This is a genomic window from Leucobacter tardus (assembly GCF_017583045.1).
Taxonomy (GTDB): Bacteria; Actinomycetota; Actinomycetes; order Actinomycetales; family Microbacteriaceae; genus Leucobacter; species Leucobacter tardus.
Window position 1 is genome coordinate 542,624 of the sequence record NZ_JAGFBF010000001.1, and the last position, 18,772, is coordinate 561,395.

The following is an 18,772-nucleotide window of genomic DNA, read 5'->3' on the forward strand; positions in this document are numbered from 1 at the left end:
ACGCTAGCGCGGGCCTCAGACAGTGGACGCGGGAGGCTCCGTCGAGGCCGCGGGTGCGGGTGTGGGTGCGGTGGCGCGTGGCGCCAGGCCCGACCGCCAGACGTAGACACCGGCCACCACGATGCCTCCGCCCAGGATCACCGCCCACCAGGGGAAGCGCGGCACCTCCGGTGCGGCGAGTCCGACCTCACGATCCGCATCCGGTGTCGGGAAGACCCGCTCGGCGGTCACGAGGATCCGCTGGGAGTTGACGCCGAGCGGGGTGCACGTGACGAGCGTGACGAGGTCGCGGCCCTCCCGCGCCTGCAAGGACTCCGTCTCATCGGGTTCGACCACGGTCGTCTCGATGACCTCGTAGGCGAGGACCTCGCCGAAGGTGGTCAGGGTGAAGGTGTCGCCGACGTCGATGCGATCGAGGTCGGTGAACATGCGGGCGTCCGCGAGACCGCGGTGCCCGGTGATGACGGCGTGCGTGCCGTCGCCGCCGACGGGGAGCGACGTGCCCTCGAGGTGACCGAGGCCCTCGAGCAGCGTGGCGTCGTCGGTGCCGTGGAAGGTCGGCAGGTCGACGTCGATCTTCGGAATGCGTACGCGCGTCATCAGTCCCGTGGCGCCGTCGTCGAGCACCGAGCGGTACGCGAGGGCGTCGTCGTCGATCTCGCCGCCCCCGAGCGGCAGTCGCTCGTTCGCTTCGATACGCGCACCCGACTGCAGCGCGTCGTTGTAGGCGTGCGCCCGTTCGATCTGCTCGCGATCAGACGCCCGGAGTTCGGCCGCATCGTGGTCGCGATACTCGTCGGCGTTCTCGAGCACTCGAGCCTGATCGAGCTGCGAGAACCAGGAGGCGATCGACGGGTACGTCCAGATCGTCAGCCCCGCGAGTGCGACGCAGGCGATGATGAGCGGCGCGATGGGCGCACGCCAGCGCCGGGGGACGGCGCGGTGACGCCGCCCCCCGGCGCGATGGTGACCCTCAGCGATCAGGCGTGCTGCTTCCGACGCCGTGAGATCACGATGGCCGCGCCGACCGCGCTCACGAGCAGAGCCGCGCCGCCGACGGTGAGCCACAGCTGACCCGCTGCACCGGTGAGGGGCAGCTCGGGGCCGTTCTGCTGCACGTTCGAGATCTCGCGCACGACCGGCTCGGCGGCGCTCGAGGGCGCGATCGAGACCTGACGCAGGCGCTCATCGAGCACGAACCCGGCCGGGGCGCGAGTCTCGCGGATCCAGTAGCTCCGGGGCTCCTCGGTGTTGCTGCCGGTCCACAGGCTGAAGTTCGCGAGTCCCTCGTCATCGGTCACGCCGCGCGCGACCTCGTTCTCGCCCGCGGCATCGGTGAAGACGGCGAACTCGGCGTCGGCGAGACGCGAGGTGCGGTCGCCCTGCACGTGCTTGACGATCTGCAGCGCACCCCAGTTCGTCGTCGCGACGTTGGTCGCCACGGAGGAGCCGTTCGTCACGACGGTCGCCTGGTTCGGCACCACGCCGTTGGCGCCGAGGCTGTTCACGGTGGTCGTGATCGAGGCGGCGACCGATTCACCTGCGACGAGCTTGCCGCGTCCGGTAGCGGTGAAGGTGATCGTCACGGTGTTGCCCGAGGTCGCGACGGTGTAGTCGGTGCCCTCTGCGAACCCGGCCGTGGAGATGGTGGCCGAGTTGAAGGTGAGCCGCGAGTCCAGCGGATCGACGATCTGGAACTGCGTGTAGGTCGCACCCGAGTTCAGCTGCGGAATCGGAGCGGCGATCGACCAGGTGACCTGCGAACCGATCGTGAACCCGGCGGGGGCCGAGACCGTCTTCTGCGGAATCGAGGCGTTGAGCTGGTTCTTCGGGTACACGTGGACGTCGTAGATCCAGTCGCCGCGGTTCGGCATCGGCAGCGTCACGAGGAAGGGGTCGACCTCCGAAACCACGTTGTTGTCGCCCGGATCCGTCTCCTCGACCAGGTACAGGCCCAGCGGCAGATCCGACACGACCGTGCCGTCCGCCCCGGTCACTGCCGTGACCGGCGTGCCCAGCGTGTACCCGCCGCCGCGCACGTTCTGCGGCGTCGCATCTTCGGCGCGATCCCAACCGGCCTGCGTGGTGAGGTCGATCGGCTGTCCGCCCTGCGCCGACACCGGCGTGATGGTGAACTCGACGCCGCTGAGCGGGGTGCCGAGTCCCGAGGGATCGGCGATCTCACTGCCGTCGCCCCGGGGGTTCTCGGGGCCGGCGTACTTGTGGATCGTCAACGACGAATCCGCTGCGGGGTCGATGTTGTTGGCCATCGCCGGGGCGGCCGGAGCCGCGACGACGGCGCCCGCCGCGACTGCCGCTGCGACAATCACGCCCCAGACGCTGTACTTCTTCGATTTCATGTGAGTGGTGTCCTTTCAAGGTGATGATGGAGTGCCGCTGCGCTGCGGCCGAGCAGATGCAGGGTTATGGGCGAACCGCCCTTCGCCTGAACCAGAGCGCGATCGCGCCGGCGAGTCCTCCGCCGAGCAGGATCGCCCCGGCGATCGTGAACCCGTCGGAACCGGTACCGCCGGTCCGCGGAAGCGTGGGTGGCACCACTTGCCGATTGACGAACGCGCTGGTGGTGATGGTGAGCTGGCCCCCGGATACCGTGAACGGGTAGCGCGCGGTACTCGGTTGGAATCCGGCCGGCGCGCGCTCTTCGACGAGCACGTAGTCGCCCCAGGGGAGGTTGGTCAGTGAGAATGCGCCGGCTGCGGGGTCGCGATCCGGGCCGGTGCATGCCGCCGCGGATGCGGCGACGCAATCCTCGATCGTGAGGGGCGCCGCCCCGCCGGGCCGGATCAGGGTCCACGTCGAACCCGCGAGCGGGGTTCCCGACGGGTCGGTCACGGACCACGTCAGCGTGCCGGGCAGGTCGCGGTTCACGACGGTGCACTGAGCCTGCTGGCCTCGGGCGATCGTGACCGCTCGCGTCGTCGCGTTGAAGGTCGCTCCCTGGCAGGAGACGGATCCGAGTTCGTACCCGGCGAGCTGATCCTCGCCGATCACGAAGCTCCCGGTCGGCACGGTCTGCGTCTGACCGGAGGCGAAGGTCAATCGGCCCGCCCCCGACTGGTCGGCGAAGAGACGGCCGTTCCAGTCCGCGGGAATGCGCGTCCCGCCGTGACGGTGGTCCAGCTGCTTCGTGACGGTGAGCGTCTGCTCGCAGGTGACGGTGTTGGTGAGCGTGTAGGTGTTCGCCGCTGCGGGCAGGGTCACGAGTGCCCCTGCGCTCGCGTCGACACTGCCGGTGATGCCGGAACCGGTGAGACTCGCCGAACTCACGCGGCACCCGGGCATGCGCGCGGTATCGATGGTGGTGTCTTCCGCGACCGTGATCCGCTGCCCGATCGCGAATCCGCTCCGCACCTGACCCCACACCGCGTCCCCGGTCGGCGTGCCGCTCGGCGACAGACGCAGGGTGGCGTCGAACCCCTGCGGCTGCGACCCGTGGGCGAACCGCTGCCCGTCGATCACCCAGACCTTGTCGACCCGCGTCGTGGCGGGGCGCGTCGCGTTGGTGAACGCGCACCTGATGGCCTGTCCGGAACTCGGTACCGTGATGGTTCCCGTGGTCCCCGTGCCGCTCGCGAACGGCGTCGTGGCGCCGTCGAGGCGGCAGTCCCACGTGGTGGTGTAGTCGGAGAGGCGCGTCTGGCCGGCCGCCGTCTCGGTGAAGGTGAGCGAGGTGCCGCGTCCGGTCGGCAGGGGTCCGATTCGCTGGGACTGCACTCCGGTGCTCGTGCCCTCCGTCGTCGCCGACGCCACCGCGATCGTGCCGCTCGTCAGCGACATGGTGAACTGATCCTCGGCCTTCGCCCGTCCGTTCACCACTTTTTCCACCGTGATGGTCGGCGGGGACGAGCACGACGCGAGGTCCGTGCTGCCGGCGAGGCTCGACGTCACGGTGCGCCGATCGGTGAACCCCGGCATGGCGAAACTGTCGACGGTGGTCTGCGATCCCAGGTACAGACGTCCGCTGGCGTCGAACGCCGCACCATTGACGTCGGTACTCGCGGTGAAGCTGTTCGACGCGGATGACGGGATCAGGCCGCCGTTCGCCGCGGCGAGGTTGGCGGCGGTCACCGAGTAGATGACGGCGCTCGTGCCGCTGCCGCGCACGATGAACATGTTGCCGTTGGCGTCGAGATCGAGGTCGCCGTTCGCGGTGGTGCCGGCGGCGACGTTTCCGCCGTTGATGTATCCCAGGTATCCGAACGACTGATTCCCGGGCGTATAGCGCCAGATGCGGAACTGCAGCTGCGTCGTGTTGCCGGTCGTCACCGTCTGGAATCCGCCGAACAGGAAGTCGCCGGTCGCCTGACTGATGGCTCCGGCGACGAGGGAACCGGTGAAGCCGCCGTTCGCGGCGAGGTTGGTGTTCAGCGAACGGCCGGTCGATGTCCAGGCGTTGGTCGTCGTGTTGTAGTCGTAGATGGTGGCGGTGCGGCTGGAGTTGGTGCGCTCGTACGCCATTGCTCGGGCGCCGCCCGTGCTCACGCCGAGCCCGTTGAAGCTGGTCACGCCCGCGGCTGGTGTGCCGACATCGGCGATAGTGCCGTTGGTGACACTGCGCAGCTGCCCGGTCGCCGAGACGGAGTAGAAGCTTCCCGGCGTGCAGGCCAGTGCCGCGAGGGCTCCGACCTCACGCGACTGGCGCTGGCGAGGTGTCGGCGCCGGTTCCGCCTCCGTCGCGCCCGAGACGCTGTCGTCGGTCGTCGCGTCGTCGGTCTCGGGTGCGTCGGTGTCCGCCAGGTCGCCATCGGGTTCCGACACCGGAACGACAGGTCGTTGGCCTTCACTGTCGGTGGCGGCATCCCCATGGGATTCCGAAGCGTCGAGGGCGAGTGCCTCCGGGGGGTCCGCGGGTCCGACGCCGGAGATCGCGACGAGTATCGCGAGTCCCGCCGCGGCTGATGCCATGACGGTGCGGGGAGCCGTGCCGACACGGGAGCCTCGACGTCGACGGTGAAGTCTGGCGTAAAAGCTCACTGGGTCCCCCGGGCGCAGGTCGATCGGGCGGGATCCGAGAGGTGTCGGAACGCCGCTGCTGAAGGATGCCCCGGGATTCGTCGCGTATCAGTTGCGAGAGAAAATCATGGAAAGCGCACTGTGACCTTTGTGCTCATCCAAAGTCTGTACACAACCTTAATATCCGCTCAATTCGACTGTAAAGCCCAGACGTCGCCGAAAGATCACGATTCGATATATCGCCAGACCTCGCACTGTTCTCGTCACTATCGTTCTGCAGCGTCCTCCGAATGTCTGTCAGAATTGGCATAGCGCCACCGATTGGGAGATGCGTGAGCGAGGGGGCCGGAAGTGGATGGAATCACCCTCGCCGCCGTACTCCTCGGAGTGATCTGGCCGACCGGAGTCGTGATCGCTTTGATACGGCGCACCGCTCCCGTGACCCTCGCAGACACGGTCACGTTCGGCCGCGTGCTGCTGACCGGGGTGATCTGCGCGGCCGCCGTGTTCGTGTTCGACGGCGCGCTCCCCGAGCGCACCTGGACCGTCGCGACCCTGACGGGCGCGGCCCTGCTGCTCGACGCCGTCGACGGGCAGGTCGCCCGTCGCACCGGAACCTCGACCGCATCCGGTGCGCGATTCGATATGGAAGCAGATGCGGTCCTGCTGCTCGTGCTCTCGGTCCTCGCCGCACTGACCGTCGGATGGTGGGTGATCGCGATCGGGCTCCTGCGCTACGTCTTCGTGGTCGCCGGATGGATCCGACCCCGGCTGCGCGGCGACCTGCCGTTCAGCCAGACGCGGAGGGTGATCGCCGCGACCCAGGGAGTGGTGCTGCTCGCCGTCCTGCTGCCTCCGACCCCGGTGCCCGTGGCGATCGCGTGCGCGGCGCTCGCGCTCGTGCTGCTCATCTGGTCGTTCGCGCGCGACATCGAGCGACTCGAGCGATCCGAGCACGAGTATGCGTGACGCGGTCCGGTCGGGCCCGTCTTTCGATGTCGCCGTCGATGCGATCGAGCGGAGGGGATCCCGGCTGCGGTTGCTCCTGATCGGTGCCGCGCAGGTCGCGGTGACCGTCGGATTGCTGGCGCTCATCGTGACGCGGTGGGGAGCAGCGCCGTTCGTGCACGCGATCACCACTCTTCCCCTCTGGGTATGGATCGTCGGGATCGCGCTCGGCGGGCTCGGCGTCGTGGCCCAGGCACTGCGCTGGCGACTCGTCGCGCACGAGCAGCGCATCCGGGTGTCCGTCGGATCCGCGGTGGCGCGCTGCTGGCAGGCCGCGTTCCTGAACAGTGTGCTCCCCGGAGGACTCGCCGGGGACGCGCTGCGCGCGGCGGATGACAGCAGCGACGCACGGGTCGAGACCGGCAAGCGTGCACTCGGCCGCGGCTTCGCCGCGGTCGTCGCCGAACGCCTCGCCGGCACGGCAGTCGTCTTCGTGGCTGCAGCGATCGCACTGGTCGCGAGATCCCCGCTGGTCGCCGGGGTGTGCCTCGCCATCGCTGTCGTCGCGATCGCCGTCGCCTGGCGGTGGGTGCGGCTGCTTCCCGGTCGCCGCGTGCTGGCGGTGGTCGCGCTGTCCGTTCTCGGCTGGGCGTCGTTCACCGGACTCTTCGTCGTGCTCATCGGCGCACTCGCTCCATCGGTGCCGGCCGTCCATGCTCCGGCGCTCGCCGCGATCGCGCTCGCCGGCATGTCCATCCCGGTCGGTGTCGGCGGCTGGGGGACGCGCGAGGCGGCGGCCGGAGGGGCATTCGCGCTGTTCGGGCTCGACGCAGGGCTCGGCGTCTCGGTGTCGATCGGATACGGTGTCGTCGCGCTCGCGTCGACTCTGCCCGGTGCGGTAGTGCTGGCGCTGCGCACCGCACCACGGCTGCGGGCTGCACGCGTCGCGCGCGTCAGGCGACGTGCAGGGGTGCAGGTCAGGGGCTCCCGGTAGGGTGTTCGCATGAGCTCAGCAGCGCCCACCTCAGGTATCGACAGCTCCGAACTCGACGCGGCAGTGCGCCCGCAAGACGACCTGTTCAGGCACGTGAACGGCAAGTGGATGGCGCGCACGAAGATTCCGGCCGACAAGGCGCGCTACGGGTCCTTCGCGGTGCTCGCCGAGAACGCGGAGGAGGCGGTCCGCGACATCATCACCGGCACCGAGGCCCCTGCGGCCGGCGCCGGCGCCGAGACCGAGGCCGACAAGGTGGCCGCGCTCTATGCGAGCTTCATGGACACGGAGCGAATCGACGCGCTCGGCGCACGCCCGATCGCGGACGACGTGGCGCGCGCGCTCGCCGTCAGCTCGATCGATGAGTTCGTGACTCTCGTCGCCGAACTCGAGCGCGACGGGCTCGGCGGGTTCTTCGGCATGGGGGTCGATAACGACCCGGGCGATCCGAGTCGCTACATCGTCTTCGTCATGCAGGGCGGAATCGGTCTGCCCGACGAGTCCTACTTCCGTGAAGACCAGTTCGCCGAGGTGCGCGAGCAGTACCGCGCGCACATCGCGCGCATGCTGCAGCTCGTCGCGGCCGACACCGGGTTGAGCGCGTCGGGCGCCGGTGATCCGGATCGCCTGGCAGAGCTCGCCTACGACCTCGAACGCCGCATCGCGGGGCACCACTGGGACAAGGTGGCGAGCCGCGATATTCAGAAGCTCTACAACCTGCGCACGTTCGCCGAGCTCCAAGAGCTCACGCCGAGCCTCGACTGGCGTCGCTATCTGACCGCGCTCGGGGCGTCCGAGCAGGCGTTCGCCGAGGTCGTCGCCGGTCAGCCAGACGCGCTCACCGGTCTCGCGTCGCTCCTCGTCGCAGATGAGCTGGAGGCCTGGAAGGCGTGGCTGATCTGGCAGATCGTCCGCGGTGCCGCGGCGCTCCTCTCGCAAGAGATCTCGCGCGCGAACTTCGATTTCTACGGCACCGCGCTGACCGGCGCGACCGAGCAGCGCGCCCGCTGGCGGCGCGGCGTCTCCTTCGTCGAGGGATCGATGGGCGAGGCCGTGGGTCGGCTCTACGTCGAGCGCCACTTCGATGAGACGGCGAAGGCCACGATGGACGAGCTCGTCGAGTACCTGATCGCCGCGTACCGCGAGTCCATCGGCCAGCTCGACTGGATGGGCGATGCGACGAAGCAGCGCGCGCTCGAGAAACTCGAGAAGTTCGTGCCGAAGATCGGCTACCCGGTGAAGTGGCGCGACTACGCCGACCTGCAGGTCGATGCGGGTGACCTGCTCGGCAACTCGGCCCGGGTCGCCGAGTTCGAGTTGCGCCGCGAACTCGAGAAGGTCGGCAGGCCGATCGACCGCGACGAGTGGTTCATGACGCCGCAGACGGTGAACGCCTACTACAACCCCGGATTCAACGAGATCGTGTTCCCCGCGGGCATCCTGCAGCCGCCGTTCTTCGACAAGCACGCCGACATGGCCGCGAACTACGGGGCGATCGGTGCGGTCATCGGGCACGAGATCGGACACGGGTTCGACGACCAGGGGTCGCGCTACGACGGCGATGGCAAGCTCACCGACTGGTGGACCGCAGAGGATCGCGCCGCGTTCGAGCAGCGCACCGCATCGCTCATCGATCAGTACAACGCGCTTTCTCCCGAGGGCGCGGAGGGTCAGACGGTGAACGGCGAGCTCACGATCGGCGAGAACATCGGCGACCTGGGCGGGATGGCGATCGCGTGGCGGGCTTATCAGCGTTCGCTGCACGGCGAGGAGGCCCCGGTCATCGACGGGCTGAGCGGTGCCGAGCGCTTCTTCCTCTCGTGGGCTCAGGCCTGGCAGCAGGCTTCACGGCCCGCCGAGACGGTGCGACTCCTGACGATCGATCCGCACTCGCCGAACGAGTTCCGCTGCAATCAGATCGTGCGCAACCTCGATGCGTTCCACGAGACCTACGGCACGCAGCCCGGTGACGACCTCTGGATGGACCCGGAGGAGCGCGTCTCGATCTGGTGATCGCCCGGGCCGCGCACGTGCCGTCGGCTAGGCGGTGCGCGGCGCGACCGTGAAGCGTCGGTTCTGCAGGCTCGGATTGATCTCGCGCACGTCGGCGATGCGCTGCGCGTCGATCGTGGCGGAGGCGATCGTCATCTCGCGTTCGCCCGCGGATGCGACCGTCACGCCCATCGGGTCGACGATCATGCTCTGACCGGCGCACCGCGGCCCCGTCTGACCGCACGCGGCGACGTACACCGTGTTCTCGATGGCCCGCGCGCGGAGGAGCGTGTCCCACTGCTGCTCCTTGAGCGGACCGGCCATCCATGCAGCCGGGAGCAGAATCACGTCGGCCCCCTGATCGACGAGCCACCGACTCATCTCGGGGAAGCGCAGGTCGTAGCAGGTCGCGGCGCCGATGCGCACGCCCTCCAGTTCGAAGACGAGCGGTGAGTCGATCTGCGCCGGAATCACCGTGTCGGACTCCCGGAACCCGAACGCGTCGTACAGGTGAATCTTGCGATAGACGCCGGCCAGCTCGCCCGATGCAGACAGGTGGACGAGCGTGTTGGACACTCGCTCGTCACCGGCATCCGTTTCGTTGATGCCGACGACGACGGCGATCCCGTGCGCACGAGCGGTCTCGCGCAGCGCGGTGACGAACGGGCCGTCGAGGGCTTCGGCGTGGCTGCGATCCGGCTGCGTCTTGCCGAAGTCCGCGTACATCGAGTACTCCGGCAGCACCACCAGCCGGCTGGTCGCCGCAGCGCGCGCGATGAGTTCCTGACATGCGACGAGGTTCTCGTCGACATCGGTGCCCGCGGCGAACTGCGCGACGGAGATGGTGAGGTCGGTCATAGCGAGTGGTCCTCTCGGTCGACGGGCTGCATGCGTATCCTCCTTGATTATCTCGAGACGGGGCCGCGACCGCACACTCTCACGACACCGGAACGAGATGCTCCCGGTCGGCGCTCCGTGCAGACCCCGCTCCGTCGACCGCGGTCTGCCTGAAGAAGTCGTGCTCCCACTCGGCCGAGATCCGGAAGGCCCCCCACATCCGTTCGCGGAGATCCGGTCGGGCCGCGGCGGCCAACTCGGTGACGAGCGCGATCGCGGACTCGGTGTCGGCGGCGAATGCCGCATCGTCGTAGGCGGCGATCCACTCGGCGTACGGGTGCTCGGGGTCGCACGCGCGCTCCCCGAGTTCGCCGCGGAAGAGCCGCGTGCCGATATCGCTGTACATCCAGAAGCAGGGGAGCGCGGCGGCCGCGGCGACGGCGTACTCGTCGCTGCACGACGCGACGAGGTGGTTCGTGTACCCCGTCGTCGTCGGGGAGGGCGCGCCGATCGGCGCCCCGTCCAGGCGGTCGCGGTGCAGCTCGAGTTCGCCGATGAGCGCGCCCTGGGCCGCGTGCAGCCAGAACCGCTGCGCGGCAGGGTCCGGTGCCAGCGTCGACAGCCGGGCGAGCACCCGGGCGTATTCGCCGAGGTAGAGCGAATCCTGAGCGACATAGGCCAGGAATGCCTCCCGCGGCAGCGATCCGTCGGCGAGCCGGGTGATGAACGGGAGCGCATCGGTCGCGGCGCGCACCTCCGCGATGCCGTCCCACCACTCGGCGCGAATGTCGGACGCCGTGCCTCCGGCGCCATCGACGGCGCCCCGAGACCACAGGCCGGCGAAGTGGTGCAGCGGGCCGCTGCCCTGTCCGACGTCGAGCGCGTCTGAAGCCTGCAGGCTCTCACGCAACCAGGCGCGTGCCGCGCCGACTCCGGTGGCCCAGTCTGCGCCGCGCGCGATCCGCGTTGCGACGGCAGAGGAGAGGGAGCACCCGGTGCCGTGACTGTTGCCGGTCGCGATGCGTGCGCCCGCGAACGCGACGACGCCGCCCGAGGGATCGACCAGTGCATCGGGCGACGACGGCCCGGCCAGGTGGCCGCCCTTGGCGAGCACCCGGACGCCGTGCTGCGCGGCGACCGCTCCGGCCTGCTCCAGCATCGCATCCCAGGTCTCGGCGACGGGTGCACCGGCGATGACCGCGAGTTCGGGGAGGTTCGGCGTGATGAGGTCGGCCAGTGGAAGGATCCGCTGCAGCGCCGCTTCGGCCTCGGCGCCGAGCAGTCGGTCACCGCTCGCCGCGACCATGACCGGATCGATCACCACGACCGGCGGACGGGTGCGCTCGAGCCACTCGGCGACGGTCGTGATCACCTCCGGGGTGCCGAGCATGCCGACCTTCACCGCGTCGATCCGTACATCGTCGGAGACGGCGGCGAGTTGCGCTGCCAAGAAGTCCGTGGGTGGCACGTGCACGTCGCGCACCCCGCACGTGTTCTGCGCGACCAGAGCGGTCACCGCGGCCATGCCGTAGCCGCCGTTCGCGGCGATGGCCTTCAGATCGGCCTGGATTCCGGCCCCTCCCGTGGGGTCGGCCCCCGCGATCGAGAGCACGTTGACGATTTCGATAACTGGTTCGCTCATCGCGACATCCCTCCGCTCGTCTCAACGAGATCAGGTTCGACGGGTGTGATCTCAGCCGCTGGTGCGGCACCCCGTGTCGTTGGGAGCGAGTCTAACGCAGAGCGTCCGTTGCCGCCTCCGGCCGTGCGTCGGCGGCTCCGTCGTGCACCGTGCAGCGTTCATCGGCGTGGTCGGGGCACGCGACGAACCGCGCACGGCACGACGGATCGGCGCAGTTCACCAGGGTGTTCGATCCGGATCCGCAGACCGCGCATCGCCCGACCACCTCGGGCGGCTCACCGGCCTCGCCGCCGAACTCCACGGTCTCGCGACCGTCGAACACCGCCAGCGAACCGCGCCAGAGCCCGTCATTGCCGAACGCTTCGCCGTAGCGGACGATCCCGCCGTCGAGCTGGTACACCTCGGTGAAGCCGCGCTCGACCATGGCCGCCGAGAGGATCTCGCAGCGGATCCCTCCGGTGCAGTAGGTCACGATCGGGCGTCCTTTGAGGTCGTCGAACGCGCCGCTGTCGATCTCCTCGATGAACCCGTGCGTGCTCGTGACGGACGGGACCACGGCGTTGTCGAATCGCCCGATCGCGGCCTCGTAGGCGTTGCGCCCGTCGAAGAACACGACGTCGTCGCCGCGCTCGGCAACGAGCTCGTTCACCGCCTGCGGACTGAGGTGCGTGCCGCCGCCGACGACGCCGTTCGCGTCCACCCGGGTCTCATCGGCGAGACCGAACGCGACGAGTTCGTCGCGCACCTTGACACTGAGCTTCGGGAAGTCCCGTGAACGCCGCCACGGTGCCCGTCGGTCCACGCCGTGGAGCGGTTCGGCGGTGTCGGCCACGAATCCGGTGCCGTCGCTCCATTTGAACTCGATGCCCGCGAACGGGGCGTACTCGCGCGTTCGTTTCGCGTAGGTCTTGCAGGCGTCGAGTTCGCCGCCCACCGTGCCGTTGATGCCGTGCGGCGAGACGATGATGCGGCCGCGCAAGCCGAGCGACTCGCAGAGTTCGCGCTGCCACAGGCGCACCGCCTCCGGGTCCGAGACCGGCGCGAACACGTAGTACAGCAGGATCTTCGACTCGCTCACCCGTCAATCGTACGCGAGCGCGATCGGGCGTTCAGGCTTCGCTGAGCGCGCTCGCGGTGTGCTCGGAGGCGTTCGCGATGCGCTGCTGCTGCTCCGGGGTGCGCGCGAGCGGGGGCACCACCTCGTGCTGAGCGGTCACGATGACGACGTCGTGGTCGACGTGGTTCACCATCGCGTGGACGGCATCGATGAAGTCGCCGCTCTTGATGGCGGCGAGAATGCGGGCGTGATCCCGCTCCATCTCGGCACCCGTCGCGACGTTCGCGAGGCGTCCGCGGTGCTCGGGGGCGCGCAGCTGATCGTTGATACCGGAGTACAAGGAGGCGAGCAACCGGTTCTTCGCCGCGTCGAAGATCAGTCGGTGGAATCGGCTGCTGAACGCCGAGTCGGCGTCCTCGTTCACGAGGCCGAGCACGGGGCAGCGGGTGCACCCCATCTCGGTCGCCGCGGCTTGCTCGAGCGCGGCGATGTCGTCGTCGGTGCGGTGCAGGGCCGCCTGCTGCGCAGCCTCGACCTCGAGAGCGCGGCGGTAGCTCAGGATCTCCTCGAGCGTGAAATCGGCGAGGTACTCGTTGAGCAGCGTGCTCGTCGGTGCCGCCGAGCGCACGAACGTGCCGCGACCCGGGAGCGTTTCGAGCATGCCGATGCTCGCGAGCGACCGGACCGCCTCGCGGACCGTCGATCGACCGACCCCGGTCTGCTCCGAGAGCTCGGGCTCGATCGGAATGCGTTCGCCGACGGCCCATTCGCCTGTGGTGATCTTCCGTCGGAGGAACGCCAGAGTGGCGCGCGCCCGCTCAGATCCCGTCGTGATGGCCATCAACGTCTCCCCTGCTCGTCGCTGAAGCACCAGTATAGGTCGAGCCTCCGACGCGGCGGCTGGGCGGTCGAACAGCCGAAGGTGCCGCTCTGGTGGTGTCCGATCCCGGTCCCTAGGCTGGGGGGACGCCACGACAGAGGGAGCAGCGATGACGCACGACCACCCAGCCCACGGACCGATCGATCCGTTCGCCGCGGTACCCGACGCGCCGAGCTTCGCACTGACGAGCGCCGACATCGAGGACGGCGAGCCCTTGCCCGCAGAGGTGTACGCCTCCGGTGCTGGAGGGCAGAACCGGTCGCCCCAGCTTTCGTGGTCGGGGTTTCCGAGCGAGACGCGCAGTTTCGCGGTGACCTGTTTCGACCCCGACGCGCCGACGGGGTCGGGGTTCTGGCACTGGGCCGTCGCGAACATCCCGGCCGAGGTGACATCCCTCCCTTCGGGAGCCGGATCTTCGGGAGCGGAGGGTCAACTGCCCGAGGGTGCGCTCACGTTGCCGAACGAACTGCGCGAACCCGCGTTCACGGGCGCGGCTCCGCCCGAGGGCACGGGCGTGCACCACTACTGGTTCGTCGTGCACGCCCTGAATGTGGCGCACGTCGATGTGGAGCCGCAGTCGACACCCGCGGTGCTCGGGTTCACGATGCGCGACGCGGTGATCGGTCGCGCCGTGATCGTCGCGACGGGCGCATTCGACGCTGCGGGCTAGGTCCGAGCGCCGCCGGCGCGGCACCGGTCGCGGCGGCCATGGTCACCGCTGACCGACCGTCGGTCAGGCGTGCTCGTGCCCCGACCAGGCTTCGGTGAGCTCGCGCTCGACGCGCATCCAGAAGCTCTGCATGACGGAGCTGGAGCGTGCGCCGGTCCAGATCATGCAGTGCTGACCCGACTCGGGTTCGGCGCGCACCCACTCGTCGAGCCAGGCGTCGACCGCAGTGGCGAGTGCTTGCCCGCGGGGCATCCCGATCCCGGGTCGTGACGAACCGGCGAGACCTTCGCGGCAGATCCAGGTGACGCTCACGCGGCGGGGCGTTTCGATGGTCTCGATCTGCATGGGGGCGAAGACCTCGATAAAGATCGTTCCGTAGCTGTTCGCGGGGAGCTCGGCGCACCACGCGCGGATATCATCCAGATCGCTGGCGTCTCCCGCAGCGAGGATACAATCGACGGTCTCCGGGGTGCCGAAGGTCGAGATGCCGGTCGAGTGCTCGCTGAATGCCACATCTCCATAATAGGCAAGCCTTACCTACGTCCGACGAAAAATCAGCGAACATTCAGGAAGCATGGACGATCGCCGCCCGCCGGTGCGAGAGACTGTCACGAATGATGCCTGCGCACACCCTGACGGACCGGATCGTCGCGCGCGTTCGGGACACGGAGTTCGGTGCCGACGGACTGCACGTCCGGGTCGGCGATACCACGGCCGAGCACCGATGGACCCCCGATGTGCGTGCAGACATCCACTCGGCCGCCAAAGCGGTGTGCGTGCTGGCGGTGGGCATCGCCGCCGATGAGGAGCGCGTCTCGCTCGACGAGCCGGTGGTGAGCGCTCTGCCCGGGGTGCGCCCGGGCGCCGGCGCCGAGCAGGTCACCCTCAGGCACCTGCTCTCGATGAGCAGCGGGATCGACCTGCCGTGGTCGGAGACCCTGATGACCGATTGGCCCGATCTCGCGAACGAGTTCCTCGGGCGATCTGCTCGCGGCAGAGTCTTTCAGTATTCGAACGCGAGCACGTACACCGCCATGCGCGTACTGGCGGCTCGGGTCGGCGACCCGGTCGCCTACCTCGAACCCCGTCTGTTCTCGCCGCTCGGCATCGAGCGGGTGGCCTGGGGTCGGTGCCCGAACGGGTGGATCCTCGCCGGCGAAGGGCTGTTCCTGCGCACCGCCGAGCTCGCGAACATCGGCGGGCTCATCCGTGACCGAGGCGTCTGGAACGGCCGGCGACTCGTCACGGCTGAGTCGATCGATGCGATGCACTCCGACTGGGTCAGGGCTGGAGAGCATCCGTCGTACGACCGCTACGCGCTCGCCGGTTGGGGCGGGCCGGGTGGAGCGTGGAGACTCCATGGTGCGCACGGCCAGCTCGTCATCTTCTCGGGCGAGACCGTCGTGACGATGACCGCGCACGACCACTTCGGTGCCGACGCGATCGCCGAGTTCATCGTGGAGACGATCGAGCGCGGGTGAAGCGGACGCAGCGAGTGAATGCCCGCGACCTGTCGCTGGGTCTGGGCCGAACGATCCGTCCGCAAACGTGCTCTCGACGCGACAATCGTTCGGCTTACGGGGCTGTTTCCGGCGTGCAGGGTACCGATCCGCAACCGTTCGATCACGAAACGCGGGGGCCGCATCGCCGGTAGGCTTGACGCGTCTACGATGCTGAGTGACGCCGTTTCACGACGCGTTCGATTCGTACACCGTGGTACTCGCCGCGGTGACCCCTATGGTTCAAAGGACACCTCCATGCGACAGACCTCGTTCCGACGCCGCGCGTTCGCGCTCGTCGGCCTCTCCGCGGCCGCGGCCCTCACCCTCTCCTCCTGCGCCAGCGGCAACGATGCCGGCGACGCAGAGGCTGGCGGCGACGGCGACAGCTACCGCATCGGTATCAGCCAGTTCGCCCCGCATCCCGCGCTCGACGCGGCGTCCGAGGGATTCAAGGCCGCGTTCGAGGAGGCCGGTCTCGAGGTCGAGTTCGACGAGCAGAACGCTCAGGGCGAGCAGGCGACCGCGGTCACCATCGCCGAGTCGTTCGCGAACGAAGATCTCGATCTGGCCCTCGCGATCGCGACGCCCGCCGCCCAGGCGCTCGCGAGCTCGGTCTCGACCTACCCCGTGCTGTTCACCGCGGTGACCGACGCCGTCGAGGCCGATCTCGTCGACTCCAACGAGGAGCCGGGCGGCAACATCACCGGCACCAGCGACGCCGTGCCGCCGGAGGCGCTGGAAGGCCAGTTCGACCTCATCACCGAGATGGTGCCCGACGCGAAGAAGGTCGGCATCGTGTACGCCTCGGGTGAGGTCAACTCCGAGGTGCAGGTCGAGCAGGCGACCGAGGTCGCGGCGGATCGCGATCTCGAGGTCGTGACCCAGACCGTCACCACCGCGAACGACATCGCTCAGGCCACCGAGGCGCTCGGCGACGTCGACGCCATCTACGTGCCGACCGACAACATGGTCGTCAACGGTATCGCGGCGCTCGTGCAGGTCGCCGAGCAGAAGCAGATCCCCGTGATCGCCGCCGAGGCCGGCACCGTCGAGGGCGGCGCCATCGCCACCATGGGCATCGACTACGAGGCGCTCGGCAAGCAGACCGGCGAGATGGCGATCGCGATCCTCGAGGGCGGCGACCCTGCGTCGACCCCCGTCGAGATGGCCGCGACGCTCGCGAACACCGTGAACCCCGCCGCAGCGGAGCGCATGGGTGTCGAGATCCCCGACTCCGTCATGGAGGGTGCAGACGTCGTCGAGTAACCACTCGACGACGCTCATCGAACTACTCGGCCGGTCCCCGGCGCCGTCACGTACGGAGTCGGGGAACCGGTGGCCGAGCGACGCCCCGGCGTCGCACTGCAAAGGATGCGTAAGGAAATGACGTCATGATCGGCGCTCTCGAACTCGGAATCATCTACGGCGTCATGGCCCTGGGTGTCTACCTCACCTTCAAAGTGCTGAACTTCCCCGACCTCACCGTCGACGGCAGCTTCACCACGGGTGCCGCCGTCGCGGCATCGATGATCACGCTCGGACAGAACCCCTGGCTCGCCACGCTCGCCGGAGGCGCTGCCGGCATCGTCGCCGGAATCATCACGGGCGTGCTCCACACCAAGGGAAAGATCGACGGCCTCCTGGCCGGGATCCTGACCATGATCGCGCTCTGGTCGGTGAACCTGCGCATCATGGGGACGACCAAGGAAGACGCGGTGAGCACGTCGAACCTGCCGCTGCTGCGGGCCGACACCGTCTTCACACCGCTCGCCGACGCGGGCATCTCGCGCACCTGGATGAGCATCGCGTTCGTCGCCGTCGCCGTGATCGTCGTGAAGCTCTTGGTCGACTGGTTCCTCTCGACGAACCAGGGCCTCGCCATTCAGGCGACGGGCGACAACGGCCCGATGATTCGCAGCTTCGGGGTGAGCACCGACCGCACGACGATCCTGACGCTCGCGCTCTCGAACGGTCTCGTCGCACTGTGCGGCGCACTCGTCGCCCAGTACCAGGGTTTCGCCGACATCAGCATGGGCATCGGGCTCATCCTGGTCGGGCTCGCCTCGGTGATCCTGGGTCAGGCCGTCTTCGGGCAGAAGTTCATCTGGATCGCGAGCCTCGCGGCCGTGCTCGGTGCTGTGCTCTACCGGCTCATCATCTTCTTCGCCCTGCAGGTCGGTCTCGATCCGAACGACATGAAGTTCGTCACCGCCGTCCTGGTCGTCGCCGCGCTGCTCCTGCCGCGCTGGGGCTTCCTGAAGCGGGTGCCCAGATTGCGTCGCGCCGCGGGAACCATCGTGCTCGACCAGCCCGCTCCCGCCGTCGCCGCCGCCGACTCAGCCGCCGATGTCACCGGCATCGGCGATGAAGGAACGGACCGCCCGGTGACCGCTGCAGCCGGATCCTCGGGCGCCGCGACCCGCACCACGACCCAGAACCAGGGGGAGTAATGCTCGCCATCGACCAGGTCTCGAAAACATTCTTCCCCGGTACGGTCAACGAGCGCCGCGCGCTCGTCGAACTCGGACTCCGACTCGATGAGGGAGACTTCGTCACCGTCATCGGCTCCAACGGTGCCGGCAAATCGACGCTGCTGAACGCGATCTCCGGGCGCTACACCGTCGATAGCGGACGCATCGAGATCGACGGCAAGCTCGTCAACCGACTCAAGGAGTACCAGCGGGCGAAGTTCCTCGGCCGCGTGTTCCAGGATCCGATGGCGGGCACCGCTCCGAGCCTGACGATCGAGCAGAACCTCGCGCTCGCCTCGCGCCGCGGGCAGACGCGCGGTCTGGGCCGGAGTCTGTCCCGCGGACAGCGCGAGGGGTTCCGCGAGCACCTCGCGACGCTCGAGCTCGGCCTCGAGAACCGGCTGACCGCCAAGGTCGGACTGCTGTCGGGCGGTCAGCGCCAAGCGCTGTCCCTCTTGATGGCCGGGTTCACCAAGCCGCGGATCCTGCTGCTCGACGAGCACACCGCCGCGCTCGATCCGCAACGCGCCGCGCTCGTGACCGAGCTCACCGAGCGCATCGTCTCGCAGGGCAACCTCACGACGCTCATGGTGACGCACAACATGGAGCAGGCCCTTGCCCTCGGCAACCGCCTCATCATGATGCACGAGGGCCGGATCGTCTTTGAGGCGGACGCCGAGCGCAAGCGCACGCTGACCGTCGCCGGACTGCTCGACGAGTTCGCGAAGATCAAGGGAGCGACGCTCGACGACCGGGCGATGCTCGGATAACCGCGACGATCGGCTGAGCGGCCGCTCCGATGCGG

16 protein-coding genes and 1 riboswitch are annotated in these 18,772 nt (G+C 68.8%); of the genes, 8 read left to right on the top strand and 8 right to left on the bottom strand.

Going from position 1 to position 18,772, the window contains the following annotated elements; all coding sequences use genetic code 11:
• Nucleotides 1-15: 15 nt before the first annotated feature.
• The 3 genes from J4H85_RS02585 to J4H85_RS02595 all read right to left on the bottom strand — a co-directional run bounded on the left by J4H85_RS02585 (nucleotide 16) and on the right by J4H85_RS02595 (nucleotide 4,926).
• Nucleotides 16-1,068 (bottom strand): class C sortase, encoded by a 1,053-nt coding sequence (locus tag J4H85_RS02585; RefSeq protein ID WP_307863336.1) that lies wholly within the window; start codon nucleotides 1,066-1,068, stop codon nucleotides 16-18.
• Nucleotides 981-2,360 (bottom strand): SpaH/EbpB family LPXTG-anchored major pilin, encoded by a 1,380-nt coding sequence (locus J4H85_RS02590; protein ID WP_208236603.1) that lies wholly within the window; start codon nucleotides 2,358-2,360, stop codon nucleotides 981-983. Before J4H85_RS02590 ends, J4H85_RS02585 begins: the two co-directional genes overlap by 88 nt.
• A gap of 64 nt (nucleotides 2,361-2,424) precedes the next feature.
• Entirely contained in the window at nucleotides 2,425-4,926 is a 2,502-nt protein-coding gene (locus J4H85_RS02595) for a SpaA isopeptide-forming pilin-related protein (RefSeq protein ID WP_208236605.1), read from the bottom strand.
• 399 nt (nucleotides 4,927-5,325) lie between these two features.
• On the opposite strand from J4H85_RS02595, the gene J4H85_RS02600 reads away from it, so the two are divergent.
• The 3 genes from J4H85_RS02600 to J4H85_RS02610 are packed head-to-tail and all read left to right on the top strand — an operon-like array spanning nucleotide 5,326 to nucleotide 8,929.
• Nucleotides 5,326-5,943 (top strand): CDP-alcohol phosphatidyltransferase family protein, encoded by a 618-nt coding sequence (locus tag J4H85_RS02600; RefSeq protein WP_208236607.1) that lies wholly within the window; start codon nucleotides 5,326-5,328, stop codon nucleotides 5,941-5,943.
• Nucleotides 5,936-6,916 (top strand): lysylphosphatidylglycerol synthase domain-containing protein, encoded by a 981-nt coding sequence (locus tag J4H85_RS02605; protein WP_208236614.1) that lies wholly within the window; start codon nucleotides 5,936-5,938, stop codon nucleotides 6,914-6,916. The genes J4H85_RS02600 and J4H85_RS02605 overlap by 8 nt, the downstream gene beginning before the upstream one ends.
• 9 nt (nucleotides 6,917-6,925) lie before the next feature.
• Complete coding sequence (locus J4H85_RS02610; protein ID WP_208236616.1) at nucleotides 6,926-8,929, top strand: M13 family metallopeptidase; 2,004 nt, start codon at nucleotides 6,926-6,928, stop codon at nucleotides 8,927-8,929.
• A gap of 27 nt (nucleotides 8,930-8,956) precedes the next feature.
• On the opposite strand, the gene J4H85_RS02615 is transcribed toward J4H85_RS02610, so the two are convergent.
• The 4 genes from J4H85_RS02615 to J4H85_RS02630 all read right to left on the bottom strand — a co-directional run bounded on the left by J4H85_RS02615 (nucleotide 8,957) and on the right by J4H85_RS02630 (nucleotide 13,285).
• Nucleotides 8,957-9,766, bottom strand: coding sequence for a carbon-nitrogen hydrolase family protein (locus tag J4H85_RS02615; protein WP_208236618.1), 810 nt, complete (start codon nucleotides 9,764-9,766; stop codon nucleotides 8,957-8,959).
• Between the two features lie 79 nt (nucleotides 9,767-9,845).
• On the bottom strand, nucleotides 9,846-11,387 hold the full coding sequence (locus J4H85_RS02620; protein WP_243893302.1) for a bifunctional hydroxymethylpyrimidine kinase/phosphomethylpyrimidine kinase: 1,542 nt from the start codon (nucleotides 11,385-11,387) through the stop codon (nucleotides 9,846-9,848).
• Nucleotides 11,378-11,471: riboswitch (TPP riboswitch) on the bottom strand. It overlaps the preceding gene by 10 nt.
• A 7-nt stretch (nucleotides 11,472-11,478) precedes the next feature.
• Nucleotides 11,479-12,465, bottom strand: a complete 987-nt coding sequence (locus tag J4H85_RS02625; protein WP_208236620.1) for a tRNA uridine(34) hydroxylase — start codon at nucleotides 12,463-12,465, stop codon at nucleotides 11,479-11,481.
• A gap of 31 nt (nucleotides 12,466-12,496) precedes the next feature.
• The gene (locus tag J4H85_RS02630; protein WP_208236622.1) at nucleotides 12,497-13,285 is read right to left on the bottom strand and encodes a FadR/GntR family transcriptional regulator; all 789 of its coding nucleotides are present in this window, start codon (nucleotides 13,283-13,285) and stop codon (nucleotides 12,497-12,499) included.
• Nucleotides 13,286-13,433: 148 nt separating this feature from the next.
• Between J4H85_RS02630 and J4H85_RS02635 the strand changes: the two genes are divergently transcribed.
• Nucleotides 13,434-13,994, top strand: a complete 561-nt coding sequence (locus J4H85_RS02635; protein WP_208236624.1) for a YbhB/YbcL family Raf kinase inhibitor-like protein — start codon at nucleotides 13,434-13,436, stop codon at nucleotides 13,992-13,994.
• A gap of 63 nt (nucleotides 13,995-14,057) precedes the next feature.
• Here J4H85_RS02635 and J4H85_RS02640 read toward each other — a convergent pair whose 3' ends face one another.
• On the bottom strand, nucleotides 14,058-14,507 hold the full coding sequence (locus tag J4H85_RS02640) for an SIP domain-containing protein (RefSeq protein WP_208236626.1): 450 nt from the start codon (nucleotides 14,505-14,507) through the stop codon (nucleotides 14,058-14,060).
• Between the two features lie 101 nt (nucleotides 14,508-14,608).
• Between J4H85_RS02640 and J4H85_RS02645 the strand changes: the two genes are divergently transcribed.
• The 4 genes from J4H85_RS02645 to J4H85_RS02660 all read left to right on the top strand — a co-directional run bounded on the left by J4H85_RS02645 (nucleotide 14,609) and on the right by J4H85_RS02660 (nucleotide 18,737).
• Nucleotides 14,609-15,475, top strand: coding sequence for a serine hydrolase domain-containing protein (locus J4H85_RS02645; protein WP_208236628.1), 867 nt, complete (start codon nucleotides 14,609-14,611; stop codon nucleotides 15,473-15,475).
• 276 nt (nucleotides 15,476-15,751) lie between these two features.
• On the top strand, nucleotides 15,752-16,762 hold the full coding sequence (locus tag J4H85_RS02650; RefSeq protein WP_208236630.1) for an ABC transporter substrate-binding protein: 1,011 nt from the start codon (nucleotides 15,752-15,754) through the stop codon (nucleotides 16,760-16,762).
• Nucleotides 16,763-16,887: 125 nt separating this feature from the next.
• Nucleotides 16,888-17,946 (top strand): ABC transporter permease, encoded by a 1,059-nt coding sequence (locus tag J4H85_RS02655; RefSeq protein ID WP_208236632.1) that lies wholly within the window; start codon nucleotides 16,888-16,890, stop codon nucleotides 17,944-17,946.
• A complete protein-coding gene (locus J4H85_RS02660; protein ID WP_208236634.1) occupies nucleotides 17,946-18,737 on the top strand; it encodes an ABC transporter ATP-binding protein in 792 nt (263 codons plus the stop codon). The genes J4H85_RS02655 and J4H85_RS02660 overlap by 1 nt, the downstream gene beginning before the upstream one ends.
• Nucleotides 18,738-18,772: the final 35 nt, after the last annotated feature.

Bases quoted from the DNA above. Each gene is read 5' to 3' on its own strand.
- J4H85_RS02630 (WP_208236622.1), bottom strand. From the start codon at position 13,285: ATGGCCATCACGACGGGATCTGAGCGGGCGCGCGCCACTCTGGCGTTC.
- J4H85_RS02635 (WP_208236624.1), top strand. From the start codon at position 13,434: ATGACGCACGACCACCCAGCCCACGGACCGATCGATCCGTTCGCCGCG.
- J4H85_RS02615 (WP_208236618.1), bottom strand. From the start codon at position 9,766: ATGACCGACCTCACCATCTCCGTCGCGCAGTTCGCCGCGGGCACCGAT.
- J4H85_RS02645 (WP_208236628.1), top strand. From the start codon at position 14,609: ATGATGCCTGCGCACACCCTGACGGACCGGATCGTCGCGCGCGTTCGG.
- J4H85_RS02655 (WP_208236632.1), top strand. From the start codon at position 16,888: ATGATCGGCGCTCTCGAACTCGGAATCATCTACGGCGTCATGGCCCTG.
- J4H85_RS02590 (WP_208236603.1), bottom strand. From the start codon at position 2,360: ATGAAATCGAAGAAGTACAGCGTCTGGGGCGTGATTGTCGCAGCGGCA.
- J4H85_RS02595 (WP_208236605.1), bottom strand. From the start codon at position 4,926: ATGGCATCAGCCGCGGCGGGACTCGCGATACTCGTCGCGATCTCCGGC.
- J4H85_RS02620 (WP_243893302.1), bottom strand. From the start codon at position 11,387: ATGAGCGAACCAGTTATCGAAATCGTCAACGTGCTCTCGATCGCGGGG.
- J4H85_RS02610 (WP_208236616.1), top strand. From the start codon at position 6,926: ATGAGCTCAGCAGCGCCCACCTCAGGTATCGACAGCTCCGAACTCGAC.
- J4H85_RS02650 (WP_208236630.1), top strand. From the start codon at position 15,752: ATGCGACAGACCTCGTTCCGACGCCGCGCGTTCGCGCTCGTCGGCCTC.
- J4H85_RS02605 (WP_208236614.1), top strand. From the start codon at position 5,936: ATGCGTGACGCGGTCCGGTCGGGCCCGTCTTTCGATGTCGCCGTCGAT.
- J4H85_RS02660 (WP_208236634.1), top strand. From the start codon at position 17,946: ATGCTCGCCATCGACCAGGTCTCGAAAACATTCTTCCCCGGTACGGTC.